The 16,047-nt window shown below is 70.3% G+C and carries 14 protein-coding genes; all 14 read left to right on the top strand.

Features of this window, described 5'->3' with window-relative positions; translation table 11 throughout:
• Window positions 1-42 precede the first annotated feature (42 nt).
• The 14 genes from efp (at window position 43) to gmk (ending at window position 15,973) form a co-directional block, all read left to right on the top strand.
• Window positions 43-603, top strand: coding sequence for an elongation factor P (gene efp / locus CJ226_RS11640; RefSeq protein WP_025103502.1), 561 nt, complete (start codon window positions 43-45; stop codon window positions 601-603).
• A gap of 3 nt (window positions 604-606) precedes the next feature.
• Window positions 607-1,017 carry a transcription antitermination factor NusB gene (gene nusB / locus CJ226_RS11635; protein ID WP_060922157.1) on the top strand — a complete coding sequence of 137 codons (411 nt, stop codon included), beginning with the start codon at window positions 607-609 and terminating at the stop codon, window positions 1,015-1,017.
• Between the two features lie 43 nt (window positions 1,018-1,060).
• A complete protein-coding gene (locus CJ226_RS11630; RefSeq protein WP_102209246.1) occupies window positions 1,061-4,015 on the top strand; it encodes a DEAD/DEAH box helicase in 2,955 nt (984 codons plus the stop codon).
• A gap of 80 nt (window positions 4,016-4,095) precedes the next feature.
• Window positions 4,096-5,673 (top strand): Rieske 2Fe-2S domain-containing protein, encoded by a 1,578-nt coding sequence (locus CJ226_RS11625; protein ID WP_025103499.1) that lies wholly within the window; start codon window positions 4,096-4,098, stop codon window positions 5,671-5,673.
• Window positions 5,674-5,716: 43 nt separating this feature from the next.
• Window positions 5,717-5,974 carry a hypothetical protein gene (locus CJ226_RS18115; protein ID WP_060922159.1) on the top strand — a complete coding sequence of 86 codons (258 nt, stop codon included), beginning with the start codon at window positions 5,717-5,719 and terminating at the stop codon, window positions 5,972-5,974.
• Complete coding sequence (locus tag CJ226_RS11620) at window positions 5,971-6,351, top strand: PIN domain-containing protein (protein ID WP_062634496.1); 381 nt, start codon at window positions 5,971-5,973, stop codon at window positions 6,349-6,351. The genes CJ226_RS18115 and CJ226_RS11620 overlap by 4 nt, the downstream gene beginning before the upstream one ends.
• A 69-nt stretch (window positions 6,352-6,420) precedes the next feature.
• Window positions 6,421-6,951, top strand: coding sequence for a bifunctional pyr operon transcriptional regulator/uracil phosphoribosyltransferase PyrR (pyrR, locus tag CJ226_RS11615; protein WP_025103498.1), 531 nt, complete (start codon window positions 6,421-6,423; stop codon window positions 6,949-6,951).
• Entirely contained in the window at window positions 6,948-7,913 is a 966-nt protein-coding gene (locus tag CJ226_RS11610; protein WP_062634500.1) for an aspartate carbamoyltransferase catalytic subunit, read from the top strand. Before pyrR ends, CJ226_RS11610 begins: the two co-directional genes overlap by 4 nt.
• On the top strand, window positions 7,910-9,214 hold the full coding sequence (locus CJ226_RS11605; protein ID WP_062634502.1) for a dihydroorotase: 1,305 nt from the start codon (window positions 7,910-7,912) through the stop codon (window positions 9,212-9,214). The genes CJ226_RS11610 and CJ226_RS11605 overlap by 4 nt, the downstream gene beginning before the upstream one ends.
• Window positions 9,211-9,723 carry a hypothetical protein gene (locus tag CJ226_RS11600; protein WP_062634504.1) on the top strand — a complete coding sequence of 171 codons (513 nt, stop codon included), beginning with the start codon at window positions 9,211-9,213 and terminating at the stop codon, window positions 9,721-9,723. The genes CJ226_RS11605 and CJ226_RS11600 overlap by 4 nt, the downstream gene beginning before the upstream one ends.
• Window positions 9,720-10,940: a glutamine-hydrolyzing carbamoyl-phosphate synthase small subunit gene (gene carA / locus CJ226_RS11595; protein WP_102209244.1), complete on the top strand. Its 1,221-nt coding sequence runs from the start codon at window positions 9,720-9,722 to the stop codon at window positions 10,938-10,940. Before CJ226_RS11600 ends, carA begins: the two co-directional genes overlap by 4 nt.
• Complete coding sequence (gene carB / locus CJ226_RS11590) at window positions 10,940-14,227, top strand: carbamoyl-phosphate synthase large subunit (protein WP_062634508.1); 3,288 nt, start codon at window positions 10,940-10,942, stop codon at window positions 14,225-14,227. The genes carA and carB overlap by 1 nt, the downstream gene beginning before the upstream one ends.
• Window positions 14,224-15,069 carry an orotidine-5'-phosphate decarboxylase gene (pyrF, locus tag CJ226_RS11585; RefSeq protein ID WP_062634510.1) on the top strand — a complete coding sequence of 282 codons (846 nt, stop codon included), beginning with the start codon at window positions 14,224-14,226 and terminating at the stop codon, window positions 15,067-15,069. The genes carB and pyrF overlap by 4 nt, the downstream gene beginning before the upstream one ends.
• On the top strand, window positions 15,062-15,973 hold the full coding sequence (gmk, locus tag CJ226_RS11580) for a guanylate kinase (protein ID WP_102209243.1): 912 nt from the start codon (window positions 15,062-15,064) through the stop codon (window positions 15,971-15,973). Before pyrF ends, gmk begins: the two co-directional genes overlap by 8 nt.
• Window positions 15,974-16,047: the final 74 nt, after the last annotated feature.

Here is a 16,047-nt window from a genome sequence, read left to right as displayed (position 1 = left end):
CGACCCCGGCCCCCACGGACTCAGGAACGGAACTCCTCGCACATGGCATCCACCGCAGACATCAAGAACGGCGTCGTCCTCAGCATCGACGGGCAGCTCTGGAGCGTCATCGAGTTCCAGCACGTCAAGCCCGGCAAGGGCGGCGCCTTCGTCCGCACGAAGCTGAAGAACGTCGTCTCGGGCAAGACCGTGGACCGCACGTACAACGCCGGGGCGAAGATCGACATCGAGAACGTCGACCGCCGGGACTACACCTACCTCTACACCGACGGTGACGGGTTCGTGTTCATGGACCAGACCGACTTCGACCAGATCACGCTGCCGGCGGCCACGGTCGGCGACGCGAAGAACTTCCTGCTCGAGAACCAGCAGGTCACCATCGCCCTCAACAACGGCAACCCCCTCTACATCGACCTCCCGGCCTCGGTCATCCTCGAGGTGACCTACACCGAGCCCGGTCTGCAGGGCGACCGCTCGTCCGCCGGTACCAAGCCCGCGACGCTCGAGACCGGCTACGAGATCCAGGTCCCGCTGTTCCTGGAGACCGGCACGAAGGTCAAGGTCGACACCCGCACGGGCGAGTACCTCGGCCGCGAGAAGTAAGGCGTGAGCGCCCGCACGAAGGCGCGCAAGCGCGCGCTCGACATCCTGTTCTCGGCCGACGTCCGCGGCGACGAGGTCGCGGTGGCCCTCGCCGCCGAGGCGAAGCGCGCGGCGAACGAGCCCGCACGTGAGGCGTCGTGGCTGTACGCCCGCGAGATCGTCGACGGCATCATCGACCAGCGCGACGAGATCGACGAGCAGATCACGACGCACAGTCGCGACTGGAAGCTCGAGCGGATGCCCGCCGTCGACCGCGCCCTGCTGCGCATCGGCGCGTGGGAGATCCTCTACAACGACGAGGTGCCGACCGCGGTCGCGATCGACGAGGCGGTGGAGCTCGCGAAGGAGTTCTCCACCGACGAGTCGGGCGCGTTCGTGCACGGCGTGCTCGCCCGCGTCGCCCGCTCGGCCTGAGCGCCGCAGCGGCGGTGTCGGCGGTGGCGGGCAGGATCGTCTCATGACCCGCCCGCCCGCCTCCGCCACCCCGGGAGACGGAGCGCGGGATTGGCGTGCCCTGTTCGAGGCGGGCGCTGCTCCGACGGCGGCGACCCCCCTCGCTCTCGGTTTCGAGCTGCGTGTCCGCGACGCCCGAGGCGCCAATCCCTGGGCGTCACGCCCGCAGCGCACCGCGACTCCCCGTGACGTCGCCAAGGGTGTGGGGGAGATCCTCCTCGGCATCCGTCCGCTGGAGCGGAGCGCGGCGACGGGGTCCTGGGTGTTCGGCTCCGCCACCTGGGATGCAGTCCGCCGTGCGCCGGACCAGTACGGTCGGGAGCAGTCGCGGTGGTTCGCCGATCTGCTGAGCATCGCTCGGGACACGCTGCTCTCCGGCACGGCGGGGGACTGGCTCGTCGCCGACCTGATCGAGTCGCGGCTCCTCTGGGGGCATCTGCGGTCGGCGAGCGACCTCGGCATCCCGCTCGTGGCGGCCCAGCGGTCGACGACGCTCGTCCTCGCGGACACCGCGGAGCTGACGGCGACCGTGTCCCGTGACGACGACGGCGGCCTCGTCGTTCGTCCGGTCGTGACCCTGGACGGGCGCGAGTCGCTGCCGGGCAGCATCCGCGCCCTCGGGCGCTCCGGCGTGTACGAGGTCGCGCAGAGCGGGTCGCGCCTGCAGGTGACGCTCGCGGAGCTTCCGCTCGCGGGGCCCGCGCCGTCGCTGCTCCGGGCCGGGATGCTCGTCGTCCCCGCAGCGGAGGAGGCGGCCTTCCTCCAGGATGCCTATCCGCTCCTCGCGCGCCGTCTCCCCGTCCGCGCGGTCGGCCGCGTCGCGCTGCCCGACCTCCCGCCGCCCCGTGCCGTGCTCCGGGTGGCGTTCCGTCGCGGAGACACCGTGGAGTACGCCGTCGAATGGGACTATCGCGGCTTCGGGCGGGTCCCGTTCGCGCCGGGTCCGGAGGCCGTGCGGGATCCGGAGGCCGAGGCGGACGTGGCGGCCCGGCTTCGGCACGTCTGGGAGGAGCGCGGCGTCGCGTTCGCCCCCGCGGGGGCCTTCCACGATGTGGAGGCCGCGGAGTTCATGACGCGGTTCGTCCCGGCGCTGGAGGCGGAGGGTGTCGAGGTGGAGGTGTCCGGCCGCCGCAAGACGTATCGCGAGCTCGCCGGGGAGCCGGAGATCACGGTCTCGACCGTGGAGAGCACCGACCCCGACTGGTTCGACCTCGGCGTGATCGTCCGCATCGACGGGCGGAACATCCCCTTCGAGCCGCTGTTCACGGCCCTGAGCGCGGGCCGGCGGAAGCTCCTGCTCGTCGACGGCAGCTACTTCTCCCTGAACCACCCGGCGCTCGACCGTCTGCGCGACCTCCTGGACGAGGCCGGGGATCTGGACGAGTGGGAGACGGGCCCGCGGATCAGCCGTCATCAGACGGATCTGTGGGAGGAGTTCGAGGATCTGGCGGACGAGGCCCTTCCCGCGGTGAGCTGGCGGGCCACCGCCGACGGACTGCGCAGCGCCACTGCGGTGCCGGCGGTGCCCCTCCCTCCGGGGCTCACCGCACAGTTGCGGCCGTACCAGAAGGAGGGGCTGGACTGGCTCGCGTTCCTCTGGTCGCATCGGCTCGGCGGCATCCTCGCCGACGACATGGGTCTCGGGAAGACGGTCCAGCTGCTCGCGCTCATCCTGCACGCCCGTGCGGCGGGGGAGGGACGCCCTTTCCTCGTGGTGGTGCCGACATCCGTGCTGGCGACCTGGCGCACCGAGGCGGCGCGGTTCGCTCCGGGTCTCCGCGTGATCACCCGGGACTCGACCGCCGGGCCTGCCGTGGCCGCCGTGGCTCGCGAGGCCGACGTGGTGCTCACCACCTACGCCGTCGCGCGGCTCGACGAAGAGGGGTTCGCGGGCGTCACCTGGGCCGGGCTGATCCTCGACGAGGCCCAGTTCGTGAAGAACCCGGCGACGAAGCTGCATCGTGCCGTCGCACGCTTCCCGGCCGGCGTCACCATCGCGGTCACGGGCACACCGCTGGAGAACAGCCTCGAGGAGCTCTGGGCGCTGCTGAAGCTCACGGCACCCGGCCTGTTCGCCTCGGCGCGGAAGTTCCGCGAGCACTACATCCAGCCGATCGAGCAGGGGAAGGTCCCGGAGAACGCGGAGGGCGGACCGTACCGGCAGCGCCGCCTCGCGCAGCTCCGACGACGGATCCGCCCGCTCGTGCTCCGCCGCACCAAGGAAGTCGTCGCCCCGGACCTCCCGCCGAAGCAGGAGCAGGTGCTGGAGATCGAGCTGAGCGCGGGGCATCGCGAGCTCTACGAGACGGTGTTGCAGCGGGAGCGGCAGAAGGTGCTCGGCCTGCTGGAGGACCTCGACCGGAACCGCTTCATCGTGTTCCGCTCCCTGACGCTGCTGCGGATGCTGAGCCTCGCTCCGGGGCTGATCGACCCGGCCGACGCGCGCCTCGGCTCCCGTAAGCTCGACGAGCTCCTGGAGCGGATCGTCGAGCTGCAGGCGGAGGGGCACCGCGCGCTCGTGTTCAGCCAGTTCACGTCCTTCCTCGACATGGCGGCCGCGCGTCTGGACGCCGCCGGGATCCCGTACGCGCACCTCGACGGCTCGACGCGTCATCGCGAGCAGGTGGTCGCGGACTTCGCGGAGGGGGAGCAGCCCGTCTTCCTCATCAGCCTGAAGGCCGGCGGGTTCGGGCTCACGCTGACCGAGGCCGACTACGTCTTCCTCCTCGACCCGTGGTGGAACCCCGCCGCCGAGGCCCAGGCCGTCGACCGCACGCACCGCATCGGCCAGCGCAGCCAGGTGTTCGTCTACCGCATGATCGCCAGCGGAACGATCGAGGAGAAGGTCCTCGCGCTGCAACGTCGCAAGGCCCGCCTGTTCACCGCCGTGCTCGATGACGACGCGCTCTTCGCCCAGGCGCTCACGGCCGACGACATCCGCGGTCTCTTCGACGACTAGACCGTTTTCCCCGGCCCGTCCCGCCGGGCGCTCAGGGAGCCGTCGGTACAATCGAACGGTTCATCTTCGAGAGGAATGCAATGCGGATCACGGGACTCGGCCACGCCGGCATGTTCATCGAGACGGTGGGCGGCAACATCATCTGCGACCCGGTGCTCGGCCCGTCCTTCTTCGGGTCCTGGTTCCCGTTCCCGGACAACCGCGCCCTCGACTGGGAGCGCTACGGTCGTGAAGCCGACTTCCTCTACATCTCGCACCGGCACCGCGACCACTTCGACCCGGCGCTCCTGGAGCGGTACATCCGCAAGGACATCGAGGTGCTCCTGCCGGAGTATCCGATCGACGACCTGGAGCAGGACATCCGGGCGCTCGGCTACACGAACATCACCTACGCGCCCGCCGGCGAGATCATCGAGCGCGGGGCGCTCAAGATGATGATCACCCCGCTGCGCGCGCCGAGCGACGGCCCGATCGGCGATTCGTCGCTCAGCGTGGACGACGGCACCGGTTCGATGCTGAACCAGAACGACTCGCACCCGCTCGATCTCGACAAGCTGCTGCACTTCGGGAAGCCCGACGCCTACTTCACGCAGGTCTCCGGAGCGATCTGGTGGCCCATGGTCTACGACCTGCCGCTGGACGCGAAGCAGAACTTCGCCCGCCTCAAGCGCGAGGCGCAGAACAAGCGCGCGATGTACTACATCGAGAAGGTCGACGCTCCGCACGTCTTCCCGATGGCGGGCCCGCCCATGTTCCTCCGCGACGACCTCTTCGACTTCAACGGGATGGGCCGCAACGGCGAGTCCATCTTCACGGACCAGAAGCAGTTCATCGCGCACATGAAGGAGCTGGCCCCGAAGTACGACGGGCAGCTCTTCGTCCCCGGGACGCTCGTCACGATCGACGGCGGTGCGGTGACCACCGAGCAGACGCTCTACACCGAGGCCGAGCTCGCCCACATCTTCGACGAGAAGTGGGAGTACCTGGAGGAGCAGCGCGCGACCCGCCAGCAGGAGATCCGCGACGAGGAGGCCTCCCGTGCCGAGATCATCCCGCCGGATGAGATGCTGGCCGCGATCAAGGAGTGGTGGGAGCCGCTGCTGAAGAAGTCGCGCACCATCCGCCTCGGCGTCGGCGGGCACGTCCGCTTCCGCATCGGGGAACTGGACATGGTGGTCGACTTCCCGCGCGCCAAGGTCCGCGAGTACGCGGGCGAGGAATGCGTGTACTGGTACACGATCCCGGCCGACCTCGTCTCGACGAACATCCGCGACCACGAGATCGACTGGTCGAACTCGATCTTCCTGTCGATGCAGTTCTCCGTCGGGCGCAGCGGCAAGTTCAACGAGTTCCTCACCACCTTCCTCAAGTGCCTCTCCGTCGACCGGATCGAGTACGTCGAGAACTGGTACCAGGAGCAGACCGACCAGACCGAGGACGCGGAGATCGGCGACTGGGTCGTCCAGCGCCGCTGCCCGCACCTGCGCGCCGACCTCACCAAGACGGGGAAGGTCGACGAGGACGGCATCCTCACGTGCAGCATGCACGACTGGAAGTGGGACCTGAAGACCGGACGCTGCCTCTCCACGAGCGGCCACCCGATCCGTTCCTCGAAGATCGACGACGTGACGGATCCGGTGCTCCGCGAGGCGAGCTGAGCGCGCCTGTACCACCGAGCGTAGCCGGTGGTACCGTGAGGCGATGCCGACCGCTCTGACCCGTATCCAGGTGACGCAGACCGCCGCGCTGCGCGAGGCGCTGGAACTCGCGGAAAGCGAGTGGCCGGGACTACCGAAGTCGGAGCAGGTGGCGAGGCTCGCGGTGCTGGGGGCGGAGCGGCTCGCAGAGCGAGGATCCCACCGGCGCGCGACCCGGCGGGCGGCGCTCGAGGCGACACGGGGATCGATCGCCTATCCACCGGGGTATCTCGACGCTCTCCGGAAGGACTGGCCGGAGTGATCGTCGTGGACGCCGGTGTCCTCATCGCGCACCTTTCCACCGACGATGTCCACCAGGAGGCGGCGTTCGACATCCTCGATACCGAGGAAGACCTTCTGATCCACCCGATCACCCTCGCGGAGACGCTCGTGCATCCGGCGCGGATGGGCACAGAGCTCGCCGATCTCGCCAAGATCGACTCCCTCGGGCTGCTGCGTCGGGAGGAGACGGTCGATGAACCGGTCCATATAGCGCGGCTCCGCGCCGCGACCTCCCTGAGGCTCCCGGACTGCGCGGTACTCGTCACAGCGGAGGCGTTCGGCGCGACGCTGGCGACCTTCGACCGTCGTCTCGCGACGGTCGCCAGAGAGCGCGGTGTCGAGGTCGTCGGCGTCTGATCCCTCCGATAGACTGAGATCACAAGCAACCTTTAACACCGTCCTGTGAGGCGGAGAAGGGAGCGGCTGATGGGTGTGCGCACTGTGCTGCACCAAGCCGACATCTCACGAGCGCTGACCCGGATCGCGCACGAGATCCTCGAGTCCAATCGCGGGGCCGACGACCTCGTCCTGCTGGGCATCCCGACCCGCGGCGTGACGCTGGGACACCGGCTCGCCGCGCTGATCAGCGAGATCGCGCAGGTCTCCGTCCCCGTCGGATCCCTCGACGTGACGCTCTTCCGCGATGACCTCGCCAAGCACCCGACGCGATCGCCGCAGCCGACGGAGATCCCCGCGGGCGGCATCGACGGGAAGACGGTTGTCCTCGTCGACGACGTCCTGTTCTCCGGCCGGAGCATCCGCGCCGCGCTCGACGCCCTGCAGTCGATCGGCCGTCCCGCCGTCGTGCGGCTCGCGATCCTCATCGACCGCGGACACCGGGAGCTTCCCATCCGCCCCGACTTCGTGGGCAAGAACATCCCGTCCGCGCGCACCGAGCGCGTCAACGTGCGTCTGTTCGAGAACGACGGCGCCGAGGAGGTGACGATCGGCGAATGAGGCATCTCCTCGACACCCGCACGCTCGACAGAGCGACCGCCCTGCGCATCCTCGATGTCGCGGAGGACATGGCCGACACCCAGTCCCGCGAGGTCAAGAAGCTCCCCACGCTCCGCGGGAAGACCGTCGTCAACCTCTTCTTCGAGGACTCCACGCGCACCCGCATCTCCTTCGAGGCCGCCGCGAAGCGCCTGTCCGCCGACGTCATCAACTTCGCCGCCAAGGGCTCCAGCGTCTCCAAGGGCGAGAGCCTGAAGGACACCGCGCAGACGCTCGAGGCGATCGGCGCCGACGCGGTCGTCGTGCGGCACCCCGGCTCCGGCGCCCCGCAGACGCTCGCCACGAGCGGCTGGATCTCCGCCGGCGTCGTGAACGCGGGCGACGGCACGCACGAGCACCCCACCCAGGCGCTCCTCGACGCCTTCACCATCCGCAAGCGTCGCTTCGGTGCGGACAGCCGCGGACGCGACCTCTCCGGTCTCCGGGTGACTATCGTCGGCGACGTGCTGCACTCCCGGGTGGCGCGCTCCAACGTCTGGCTGCTCACCACGCTCGGCGCCGAGGTCACGCTCGTCTCGCCGCCGACCCTGGTTCCGCAGAACGTGTCCCTATGGCCGGTCCGCGTGGTCTACGACCTGGACGAAGCCCTCGCGGAGGGGCCGGACGCCGTGATGATGTTGCGCATCCAGCTCGAGCGGATGAACGCGGCGTATTTCCCGACTGAGCGGGAGTATTCGCGCCGGTGGGGCCTCGACGCACGGCGCGTGGCGGCTCTGCCGGGCGGTAGCATTGTCCTGCACCCCGGACCCATGAACCGGGGACTGGAGATCTCCTCCGAAGCTGCCGATTCCCCCCGTTCGACGGTGCTGGAACAGGTGTCGAACGGGGTCTCCGTGCGCATGGCGGTGCTGTACCTGCTGCTGGCAGGAGAACGAGACGACGAACGAGGGGGAGACCTGTGAGCGAGACCCTCGTCATCACCGGTGCACAGCTGCTCGGCGCGGACGGCGCCGACATCATCATCGAGGACGGAGTCATCGCCGAGGTCGGGACGGGGCTCACCCGCACCGGCGCGCGCGTGATCGACGCCGCGGGCCTGGTCGCGCTGCCGGGCCTCGTCGACCTGCACACCCACCTGCGCGAGCCGGGGTTCGAGGCCTCCGAGACGATCCTCACCGGCACCAGAGCGGCCGCCGCGGGCGGGTTCACCGCCGTGTTCGCGATGCCGAACACCTCCCCGGTCGCCGACACGGCGGGCGTGGTCGAGCAGGAGCTCGCCCTCGGCGAGGCGGCCGGCTACGCGACCGTGCAGCCGATCGGCGCCGTCACCGTGGGGCAGAAGGGCGAGCGCCTCGCCGAGCTGGGCGCCATGGCCACCTCCCGTGCCCAGGTTCGGGTCTTCAGCGACGACGGCTTCTGCGTGTGGGACCCGCTGATCATGCGCCGGGCTCTGGAGTACGTGAAGTCCTTCGACGGCGTCATCGCCCAGCATGCGCAGGACCCGCGACTCACCGAGGGCGCCCAGATGAACGAGGGCACCGTCTCGGCCGAGCTCGGGCTGGCCGGGTGGCCGGCGGTCGCCGAGGAGTCGATCATCGCCCGCGACGTGCTCCTCGCCGAGCACGTCGGCTCGCGACTGCACGTGTGCCACCTCTCGACGGCAGGCTCCGTGGACATCATCCGCTGGGCCAAGAAGCGCGGTGTCAACGTGACGGCAGAGGTCACGCCGCACCACCTGCTGCTCACCGACGAACTCGTTCGCGGCTACGACGCGCGGTTCAAGGTCAACCCGCCGCTGCGCCGCGAGGAGGACGTCCTCGCGGTCCGGGAGGGTCTGGCCGACGGCACGATCGACATCGTCGCGACCGACCACGCACCGCACCCCAGCGAGCACAAGGCGTGTGAGTGGCAGGCCGCCGCGAACGGCATGGTCGGTCTGGAGAGCGCCCTGCGGGTCGTGCACCAGTCGATGGTGCAGACCGGCCTGATCGGCTGGGCCGACGTGGCCCGCGTCATGAGCGCGACGCCCGCCCGCATCGGCCGGCTCTCCGGCCACGGCACGCCGCTCGAAGCCGGGCAGCCCGCGCACGTCACGCTGTACGACCCCGCGGTCGACGGTGTGTTCACCGCCGCGGACCTGCACGGGCGCAGCGTGAACTCGCCCTACCTGGGCCGCGCCCTGCCCGGCCGCGTGGAGTATACGGTGCACGGCGGCGTCCTCACGGTCGACGGCGGCGCGGTCGTCGAGGAGCTCGGCGCATGAGCGCACGGGACCTCGCGGTCGCGATCATCATCGCCGTCGCGCTGCTGATCCTGCTCTCGATGCTGTTCGCCTGGCGACGACGAGTGCGGCGCGATGCCGCGTACACGGCCCCGCTCGGGGTGCCGGAGCACGCGGAGGTGACGCGCCGCGATGAGGTGCTCTACGTGTCCACGACTCGGCACGAGCAGCCCCTCGAACGGCTCGCGATCACCCCGCTGGCGTTCCGCGCACGCGGCGAGCTGGCTGTGACCGATCGCGGCATCGCGCTGGCACTGGACGGTGCCCCCACCGTCTTCCTCGCCGCCGACCGCCTCGTCTCCGTCGACCGCGCGACCGTCACCATCGATCGCGTCGTGGAGCCCGGCGGGCTCGTGCGCATCTCGTGGCACGTCGACGACACGACCGTCGTCGACAGCTATGTGCGCCTCACCGGCGGCGACCTCCCGACCCTCATCTCCGACCTGCAGCGGCTCATCCCCGCCGCCCCTGACACAGGAGCCTCGTCATGACCCTCTCGACTTCCTCCCCGCAGGCCTCTGCGGCCCGCCTTCCCGACCCCGCCGTCCTCGTCCTGGAGGACGGCACCCGACACCGCGGACGCGCGTACGGCGCGCGCGGACGCACCCTCGGCGAGGTCGTGTTCGCCACCGGCATGTCGGGATACCAGGAGACCATCACCGACCCGTCCTACGCCGGACAGATCGTCCTCCAGACGGCCCCGCACATCGGCAACACCGGCATGAACGACGAGGACACCGAGTCCCGCCGCATCTGGGTCGCCGGCTACATCGTGCGCGACCCCTCGCGCGTTGTCTCGAACTGGCGGGCGAACGCCTCTCTCGACGAGGTCCTCGTCGAGGACGGCATCGTCGGCATCAGCGGCATCGACACCCGTGCGGTCACTCGCCACATCCGCTCCGCCGGCTCCATGCGGGGCGGTATCTTCTCGGGTGCGGAGGCGGAGCTCGACCCGCAGGAGCAGCTGCGCATCGTCCGCGAGGCCCCGGAGATGACCGGCCTCAACCTCTCCGCGCAGGTGTCCGTCCAGAGCGCGACCGTCACCCCGGCGGTGGGGGAGCGCATCGGCAACCTCGCCGTGCTCGACCTCGGCGTGAAGCAGGCGACGATCGACAACCTCGCGGCCCGCGGCTTCGACGTGCACGTCCTCCCGCAGGACGTGGGCATCGACGAGATCCGGGCGATCCAGCCGGTCGCCGTCTTCTACTCGAACGGTCCCGGCGACCCCGCGGCCTCGGGCGACCACGTCGAACTGCTGCGCGCGGTCCTCGACGACGGGCTGCCCTTCTTCGGGATCTGCTTCGGAAACCAGCTCCTCGGCCGGGCCCTGGGTCTCGGCACGTACAAGCTGCCGTTCGGCCACCGCGGCATCAACCAGCCCGTGCTGGACAAGCAGACGGGCAAGGTGGAGATCACCGCGCACAACCACGGCTTCGCCGTCGAGGCGCCCCTGGAGGGCTCCTTCGACAGCCCGCACGGCTACGGCAAGGTCGAGGTCAGCCACGTCGGCCTCAACGACAACGTCGTGGAGGGCCTGCGCGCCCTCGACATCCCCGCCTTCTCGGTGCAGTACCACCCCGAGGCGGCGGCCGGACCGCACGACGCCAACTACCTCTTCGACCGCTTCCGCGACATGGTCATCGCGAACAAGACTTCGGTTGCCGAGCCCGTCGAGGCACAGGGACCCACCCAGGGAGATGCAAAGTAATGCCCAAGCGCGACGACATCCGCTCCGTCCTCGTCATCGGCTCCGGCCCGATCGTCATCGGCCAGGCCTGCGAGTTCGACTACTCCGGCACCCAGGCGTGCCGCGTCCTCCGTGAGGAGGGCGTCCGGGTCATCCTCGTCAACTCCAACCCGGCGACGATCATGACCGATCCCGACTTCGCCGACGCGACCTACATCGAGCCGATCACCCCCGCGGTGATCGAGACGATCATCGCGAAGGAGAAGCCCGATGCGATCCTGCCGACGCTCGGCGGCCAGACGGCGCTCAACGCGGCGATGGCGCTGCATGAGCAGGGGATCCTCGAGAAGTACGACGTCGAGCTCATCGGCGCGAAGGTGGACGCCATCAAGAAGGGCGAGGACCGTCAGGTCTTCAAGGAGCTCGTCCTCGAGGCGGGCGCGGACGTCGCCAAGAGCGTCATCGCCCACACCATGGACGACCTCCTCGCCGGTGCCGAGCAGCTCGGCTACCCGCTCGTGGTGCGCCCGTCCTTCACGATGGGTGGGCTGGGCTCCGGCTTCGCCTACGACGAGGAGGACCTGCGCCGTATCGGCGGCGCCGGCCTGCGCGACTCTCCGACGACCGAGGTGCTCCTGGAGGAGTCGATCCTCGGCTGGAAGGAGTACGAGCTCGAGCTCATGCGCGACACCGCCGACAACACGGTCGTCGTCTGCTCCATCGAGAACGTCGACCCGGTCGGCGTGCACACCGGCGACTCGATCACGGTGGCTCCGGCCTTGACCCTGACCGACCGCGAGTACCAGAAGCTCCGCGACATCGGCATCGACATCATCCGCGCCGTGGGCGTGGACACCGGTGGCTGCAACATCCAGTTCGCGGTCAACCCCGAGAACGGGCGCATCATCGTCATCGAGATGAACCCGCGCGTGTCCCGGTCGAGCGCCCTGGCGTCGAAGGCCACCGGCTTCCCGATCGCCAAGCTCGCGGCCAAGCTCGCCCTCGGCTACCGCCTCGACGAGATCCCGAACGACATCACCGGCGTGACCCCGGCCAGCTTCGAGCCGACGCTCGACTACGTCGTCGTCAAGGTCCCGCGCTTCGCGTTCGAGAAGTTCCCGGCCGCCGACGCCACTCTCACCACGACCATGAAGTCGGTCGGCGAGGCGATGGCCATCGGCCGCAACTACGCCACCGCGCTGCAGAAGGCGCTGCGGTCGCTCGAGAAGCGGGGATCCAGCTTCCACTGGGGCGAGGAGCCGCGCACCGTCGAGGAACTGCTCGAGATCGCGAAGACCCCGACCGACGGCCGGATCGTCACCCTGCAGCAGGCGCTGCGCAAGGGCGCGACCATCGAGCAGGCGTTCGAGGCCACGGCCATCGACCCCTGGTTCCTCGACCAGATCGTCCTCATCAACGAGGTCGCCGAGGTCGTCCGCACCGCCGGCGAGCTGGACGACGCGACGCTGCGCTACGCCAAGGAGCACGGCTTCTCCGACGCGCAGATCGCCCAGCTCCGCGGCGAGAGCGAGGCCGAGATCCGCGGCGTGCGCCACGGTCTCGGCATCCGCCCGGTCTACAAGACGGTCGACACCTGTGCCGGTGAGTTCCCCGCGCTGACGCCGTACCACTACTCGAGCTACGACGCCGAGACCGAGGTCGCGCCATCCGACCGCACCAAGGTCGTCATCATCGGCTCCGGCCCGAACCGCATCGGTCAGGGCGTCGAGTTCGACTACTCCTGCGTGCACGCCTCGTTCGCGCTGTCCGACGCGGGCTTCGAGACCGTGATGATCAACTGCAACCCGGAGACCGTGTCGACTGACTACGACACGTCCGACCGGCTGTACTTCGAGCCGCTGACGCTCGAGGACGTGCTGGAGGTCCTGGACGCGGAGGCCGCGAGCGGCACCATCCTCGGCGTCGTCTGCCAGCTCGGCGGGCAGACCCCGCTCGGGCTCGCGAAGGGCATCGAGGCGGCCGGCTACACGGTCCTGGGGACGAGCCCGGAGGCCATCGACCTGGCCGAGGAACGCGAGCTGTTCTCGCGCCTGCTCGACGAGGCCGGACTCCTCGCGCCCCGCAACGGCACGGCGATCGACGTGGAGGGCGCGGTGCGCATCGCCGAGGAGATCGGCTACCCCGTGCTCGTGCGCCCGAGCTTCGTGCTCGGCGGCCGCGGCATGGAGATCGTCTACGGCACCGACGCGCTGCGCGACTACTTCGTGCGGACCGCCGGTGAGGTCGTGATCGAGGAGGGCAAGCCGCTCCTGGTCGACCGCTTCCTGGACGACGCGATCGAGCTCGATGTGGACGCCCTGTACGACGGCACCGACCTCTTCATCGGCGGCGTCATGGAGCACCTGGAGGAAGCCGGCATCCACTCCGGCGACTCGAGCTGCACGCTGCCGCCGGTCTCGCTCGGCCGCAGCGACGTGGACCGCGTCCGCGAGGCCACCCTCGCCATCGCACAGGGCGTGGGCGTGCGCGGTCTGCTGAACGTGCAGTTCGCGATCAGTGCCGGCGTGCTCTACGTCATCGAGGCGAACCCCCGCGCGAGCCGCACGGTGCCCTTCGTCTCCAAGGCGCTGGGTATCCCGATGGCGAAGGCCGCCAGCCGCATCATGGCCGGCTCCACCATCGCCGAGCTCCGCGCCGAGGGGATGCTGCCCGTGCAGGACGGCTCGCGCGTCCCCCTGGACGCCCCCGTCTCGGTCAAGGAGGCCGTGCTGCCCTTCAAGCGGTTCCGCACCGCCGACGGCAAGACGGTCGACTCGGTCCTCGGCCCGGAGATGCGCTCGACCGGCGAGGTCATGGGCATCGATCGCGACTTCCCGACCGCGTTCGCGAAGTCCCAGGCCGCGGCCTACGGCGGCATGCCGACCTCGGGCACCGTGTTCATCTCGGTCGCCGACTCCGACAAGCGCGCGGTGATCCTTCCGGCGCACCGCCTCCAGCAGCTCGGCTTCACGATCGTGGCGACCGAGGGCACGGCGGAGATCCTGTCCCGCAACGGCATCGCGGTCACCGTGGTCGAGAAGTACAGCGAGACCCAGGAGTCCGGAGCCCGGAACATCGTCGACCTCATCAACGACGGGCAGATCGACATCGTCGTGAACACCCCGTCCGGTGGTGCCGCTCGCGCGGACGGCTACGAGATCCGCGCCGCCGCCGTCGCCGCGGACAAGGCGCTCTTCACGACCATCGCCGTGCTCGGCGCGGCGGTGAGCGGGATGGACGCCGCGCACGAGGGCTTCCAGGTCAAGAGCCTGCAGGAGTACGCCCAGGACCGGATGGCCACGGTATGACGGAACGCTTCGGCGAGCGAGCCCGCGCCGCTCTGGAGGCGCACGGTCCGCTCTGTGTCGGCATCGACCCCCACGCCGCTCTGCTGGCGGCGTGGGGGCTGACCGCCGACGCCGCCGGAGTCCGGGAGTTCGGGCTCCGTACCGTCGAGGCGGCTGCCGGTCGCGTCGGTGTCGTGAAGCCGCAGGTGTCGTTCTTCGAGCGGTACGGCGCCGCCGGGTTCGCCGCGCTGGAGGACGTGCTCGCCGCCGCGCGGGCGGCCGGACTGCTCGTGATCGCCGATGCCAAGCGCGGGGACATCGGATCGACGATGGCCGATTACGCGCAGGCCTGGCTGCCCGCCGGTGCGCCGCTGGAGGCGGACGCCCTGACGGTGAACCCGTACCTCGGCGTCGGTGCGCTGGAGGGCGCGTTCGCCCTGGCTGAGGAGCACGGCAAGGGGCTCTTCGTCCTCGCGGCGACCAGCAACCCCGAGGCCACCGTGCTGCAGCGCGCGACGACCGCGGACGGCGAGACCGTGTCCGCGGCCGTGGTCGCCGAGGTGTCGCGCCGGAACGCCGCCGCGACGCCCGCGGGGGAGTGGGGGAGTTTCGGCTTCGTCATCGGTGCCACCGTGGACGCGGCGGAGGCCGGCCTCGCGCCGTTCGCGCCCGTCGCCCCGATCCTCGCCCCCGGCTTCGGCGCGCAGGGCGCCACTCCCGCGGATCTCGCCCGCCGCTTCGGCCCCCAGGCCGCCTCGGTGATCGCGAGCGAGAGCCGCAGCCTCCTCTCCGCGGGCCCGGCGGCCCTCGCCGAGACGATCGCCGACCGTGCCGCCCAGTATCGAGAGGTCAGCCGTGGCTGAGGAACGCCGCACCGTCCCCGAGGTCGACAGGGCCGCCGCCGCCCGCCGTGCGGTCGAGAGAAGACGCGCCAGGGCCTCGCTCAAGCGGGATCTGACGATGCGCGTCGTCACCCCGCAGGCCGTGCTGCATCGCGCGACGGAGGACCCCGACTCGGTCGAGGGGTCCATGCGCATCACCGACTTCCTCCTGGCCCTCCCGGCGATCGGCGCGGGAAAGCGCGACCGCGTGCTGGAGCAGCTCCACATCTCGCCGGTCAAGCGGCTCGGCGGGCTGGGCGCCCGGCAGCGCCGGGTGCTGGAGGAGTGGCTGAACGAGCGCTTCCCGGTGCCGACCCCGCGCGGGGCGCGCAGCCGACTGCTCGTCCTCGCCGGTCCCACGGCGGTGGGCAAGGGGACCGTCGCCGCGCACATCCGCGAGAACAACCCCGAGATCCATCTGTCCGTCTCGGCGACCACCCGACCGCCACGCCCGGGCGAGATCGACGGCGTGCACTACTACTTCGTGGACGACGCCGAGTTCGACCGCCTGATCGCCGACGGCGAGCTGCTGGAGTACGCGGTCGTGCACAACCGCTCGCGCTACGGCACCCCGCGCGCTCCCATCGACGCCGCCCTGGCCGAGGGGAAGACGGTGCTGCTGGAGATCGACCTGCAGGGCGCGCGCCAGGTGCGCGCGGCCGAGCCGTCGGCGACCCTCATCTTCCTCCTGCCGCCGAGCTGGGACGAGCTGGTGCACCGACTGGTCGGCCGGGGCACCGAGGACGCCGAGGAGCGAGCCCGCCGGCTGCGGACCGCGAAGGTCGAGCTGGCGGCGCAGAACGAGTTCGACCACCTCATCGTGAACGAGGACGTCGCCACCGCCGCTCGCGAGGTCGTAGACTTGTCTACAAGCTCTGCGCGCTGACCTGATTCCAGGGTCGAGCACCACGCCGGTCCCTGAGCTCGTCGAAGGGTCGCGCGCCCGCAGCACCGTCTTCG

It is taken from the genome of Microbacterium sp. UMB0228 (assembly GCF_002871415.1).
Classification (GTDB): Bacteria; Actinomycetota; Actinomycetes; order Actinomycetales; family Microbacteriaceae; genus Microbacterium.
The sequence above is the reverse complement of the archived record's forward strand: the minus strand, read 5'-3'. Positions and strand labels throughout refer to the sequence as shown.

What these genes read in the sequence shown, in the direction of transcription:
- CJ226_RS11600 (WP_062634504.1), top strand. Translation starts at nt 9,211, where the DNA reads ATGAGCGCACGGGACCTCGCGGTCGCGATCATCATCGCCGTCGCGCTG.
- carA (WP_102209244.1), top strand. Translation starts at nt 9,720, where the DNA reads ATGACCCTCTCGACTTCCTCCCCGCAGGCCTCTGCGGCCCGCCTTCCC.
- carB (WP_062634508.1), top strand. Translation starts at nt 10,940, where the DNA reads ATGCCCAAGCGCGACGACATCCGCTCCGTCCTCGTCATCGGCTCCGGC.
- pyrR (WP_025103498.1), top strand. Translation starts at nt 6,421, where the DNA reads ATGGGTGTGCGCACTGTGCTGCACCAAGCCGACATCTCACGAGCGCTG.
- CJ226_RS11610 (WP_062634500.1), top strand. Translation starts at nt 6,948, where the DNA reads ATGAGGCATCTCCTCGACACCCGCACGCTCGACAGAGCGACCGCCCTG.
- CJ226_RS11625 (WP_025103499.1), top strand. Translation starts at nt 4,096, where the DNA reads ATGCGGATCACGGGACTCGGCCACGCCGGCATGTTCATCGAGACGGTG.
- efp (WP_025103502.1), top strand. Translation starts at nt 43, where the DNA reads ATGGCATCCACCGCAGACATCAAGAACGGCGTCGTCCTCAGCATCGAC.
- pyrF (WP_062634510.1), top strand. Translation starts at nt 14,224, where the DNA reads ATGACGGAACGCTTCGGCGAGCGAGCCCGCGCCGCTCTGGAGGCGCAC.
- CJ226_RS11630 (WP_102209246.1), top strand. Translation starts at nt 1,061, where the DNA reads ATGACCCGCCCGCCCGCCTCCGCCACCCCGGGAGACGGAGCGCGGGAT.
- CJ226_RS18115 (WP_060922159.1), top strand. Translation starts at nt 5,717, where the DNA reads ATGCCGACCGCTCTGACCCGTATCCAGGTGACGCAGACCGCCGCGCTG.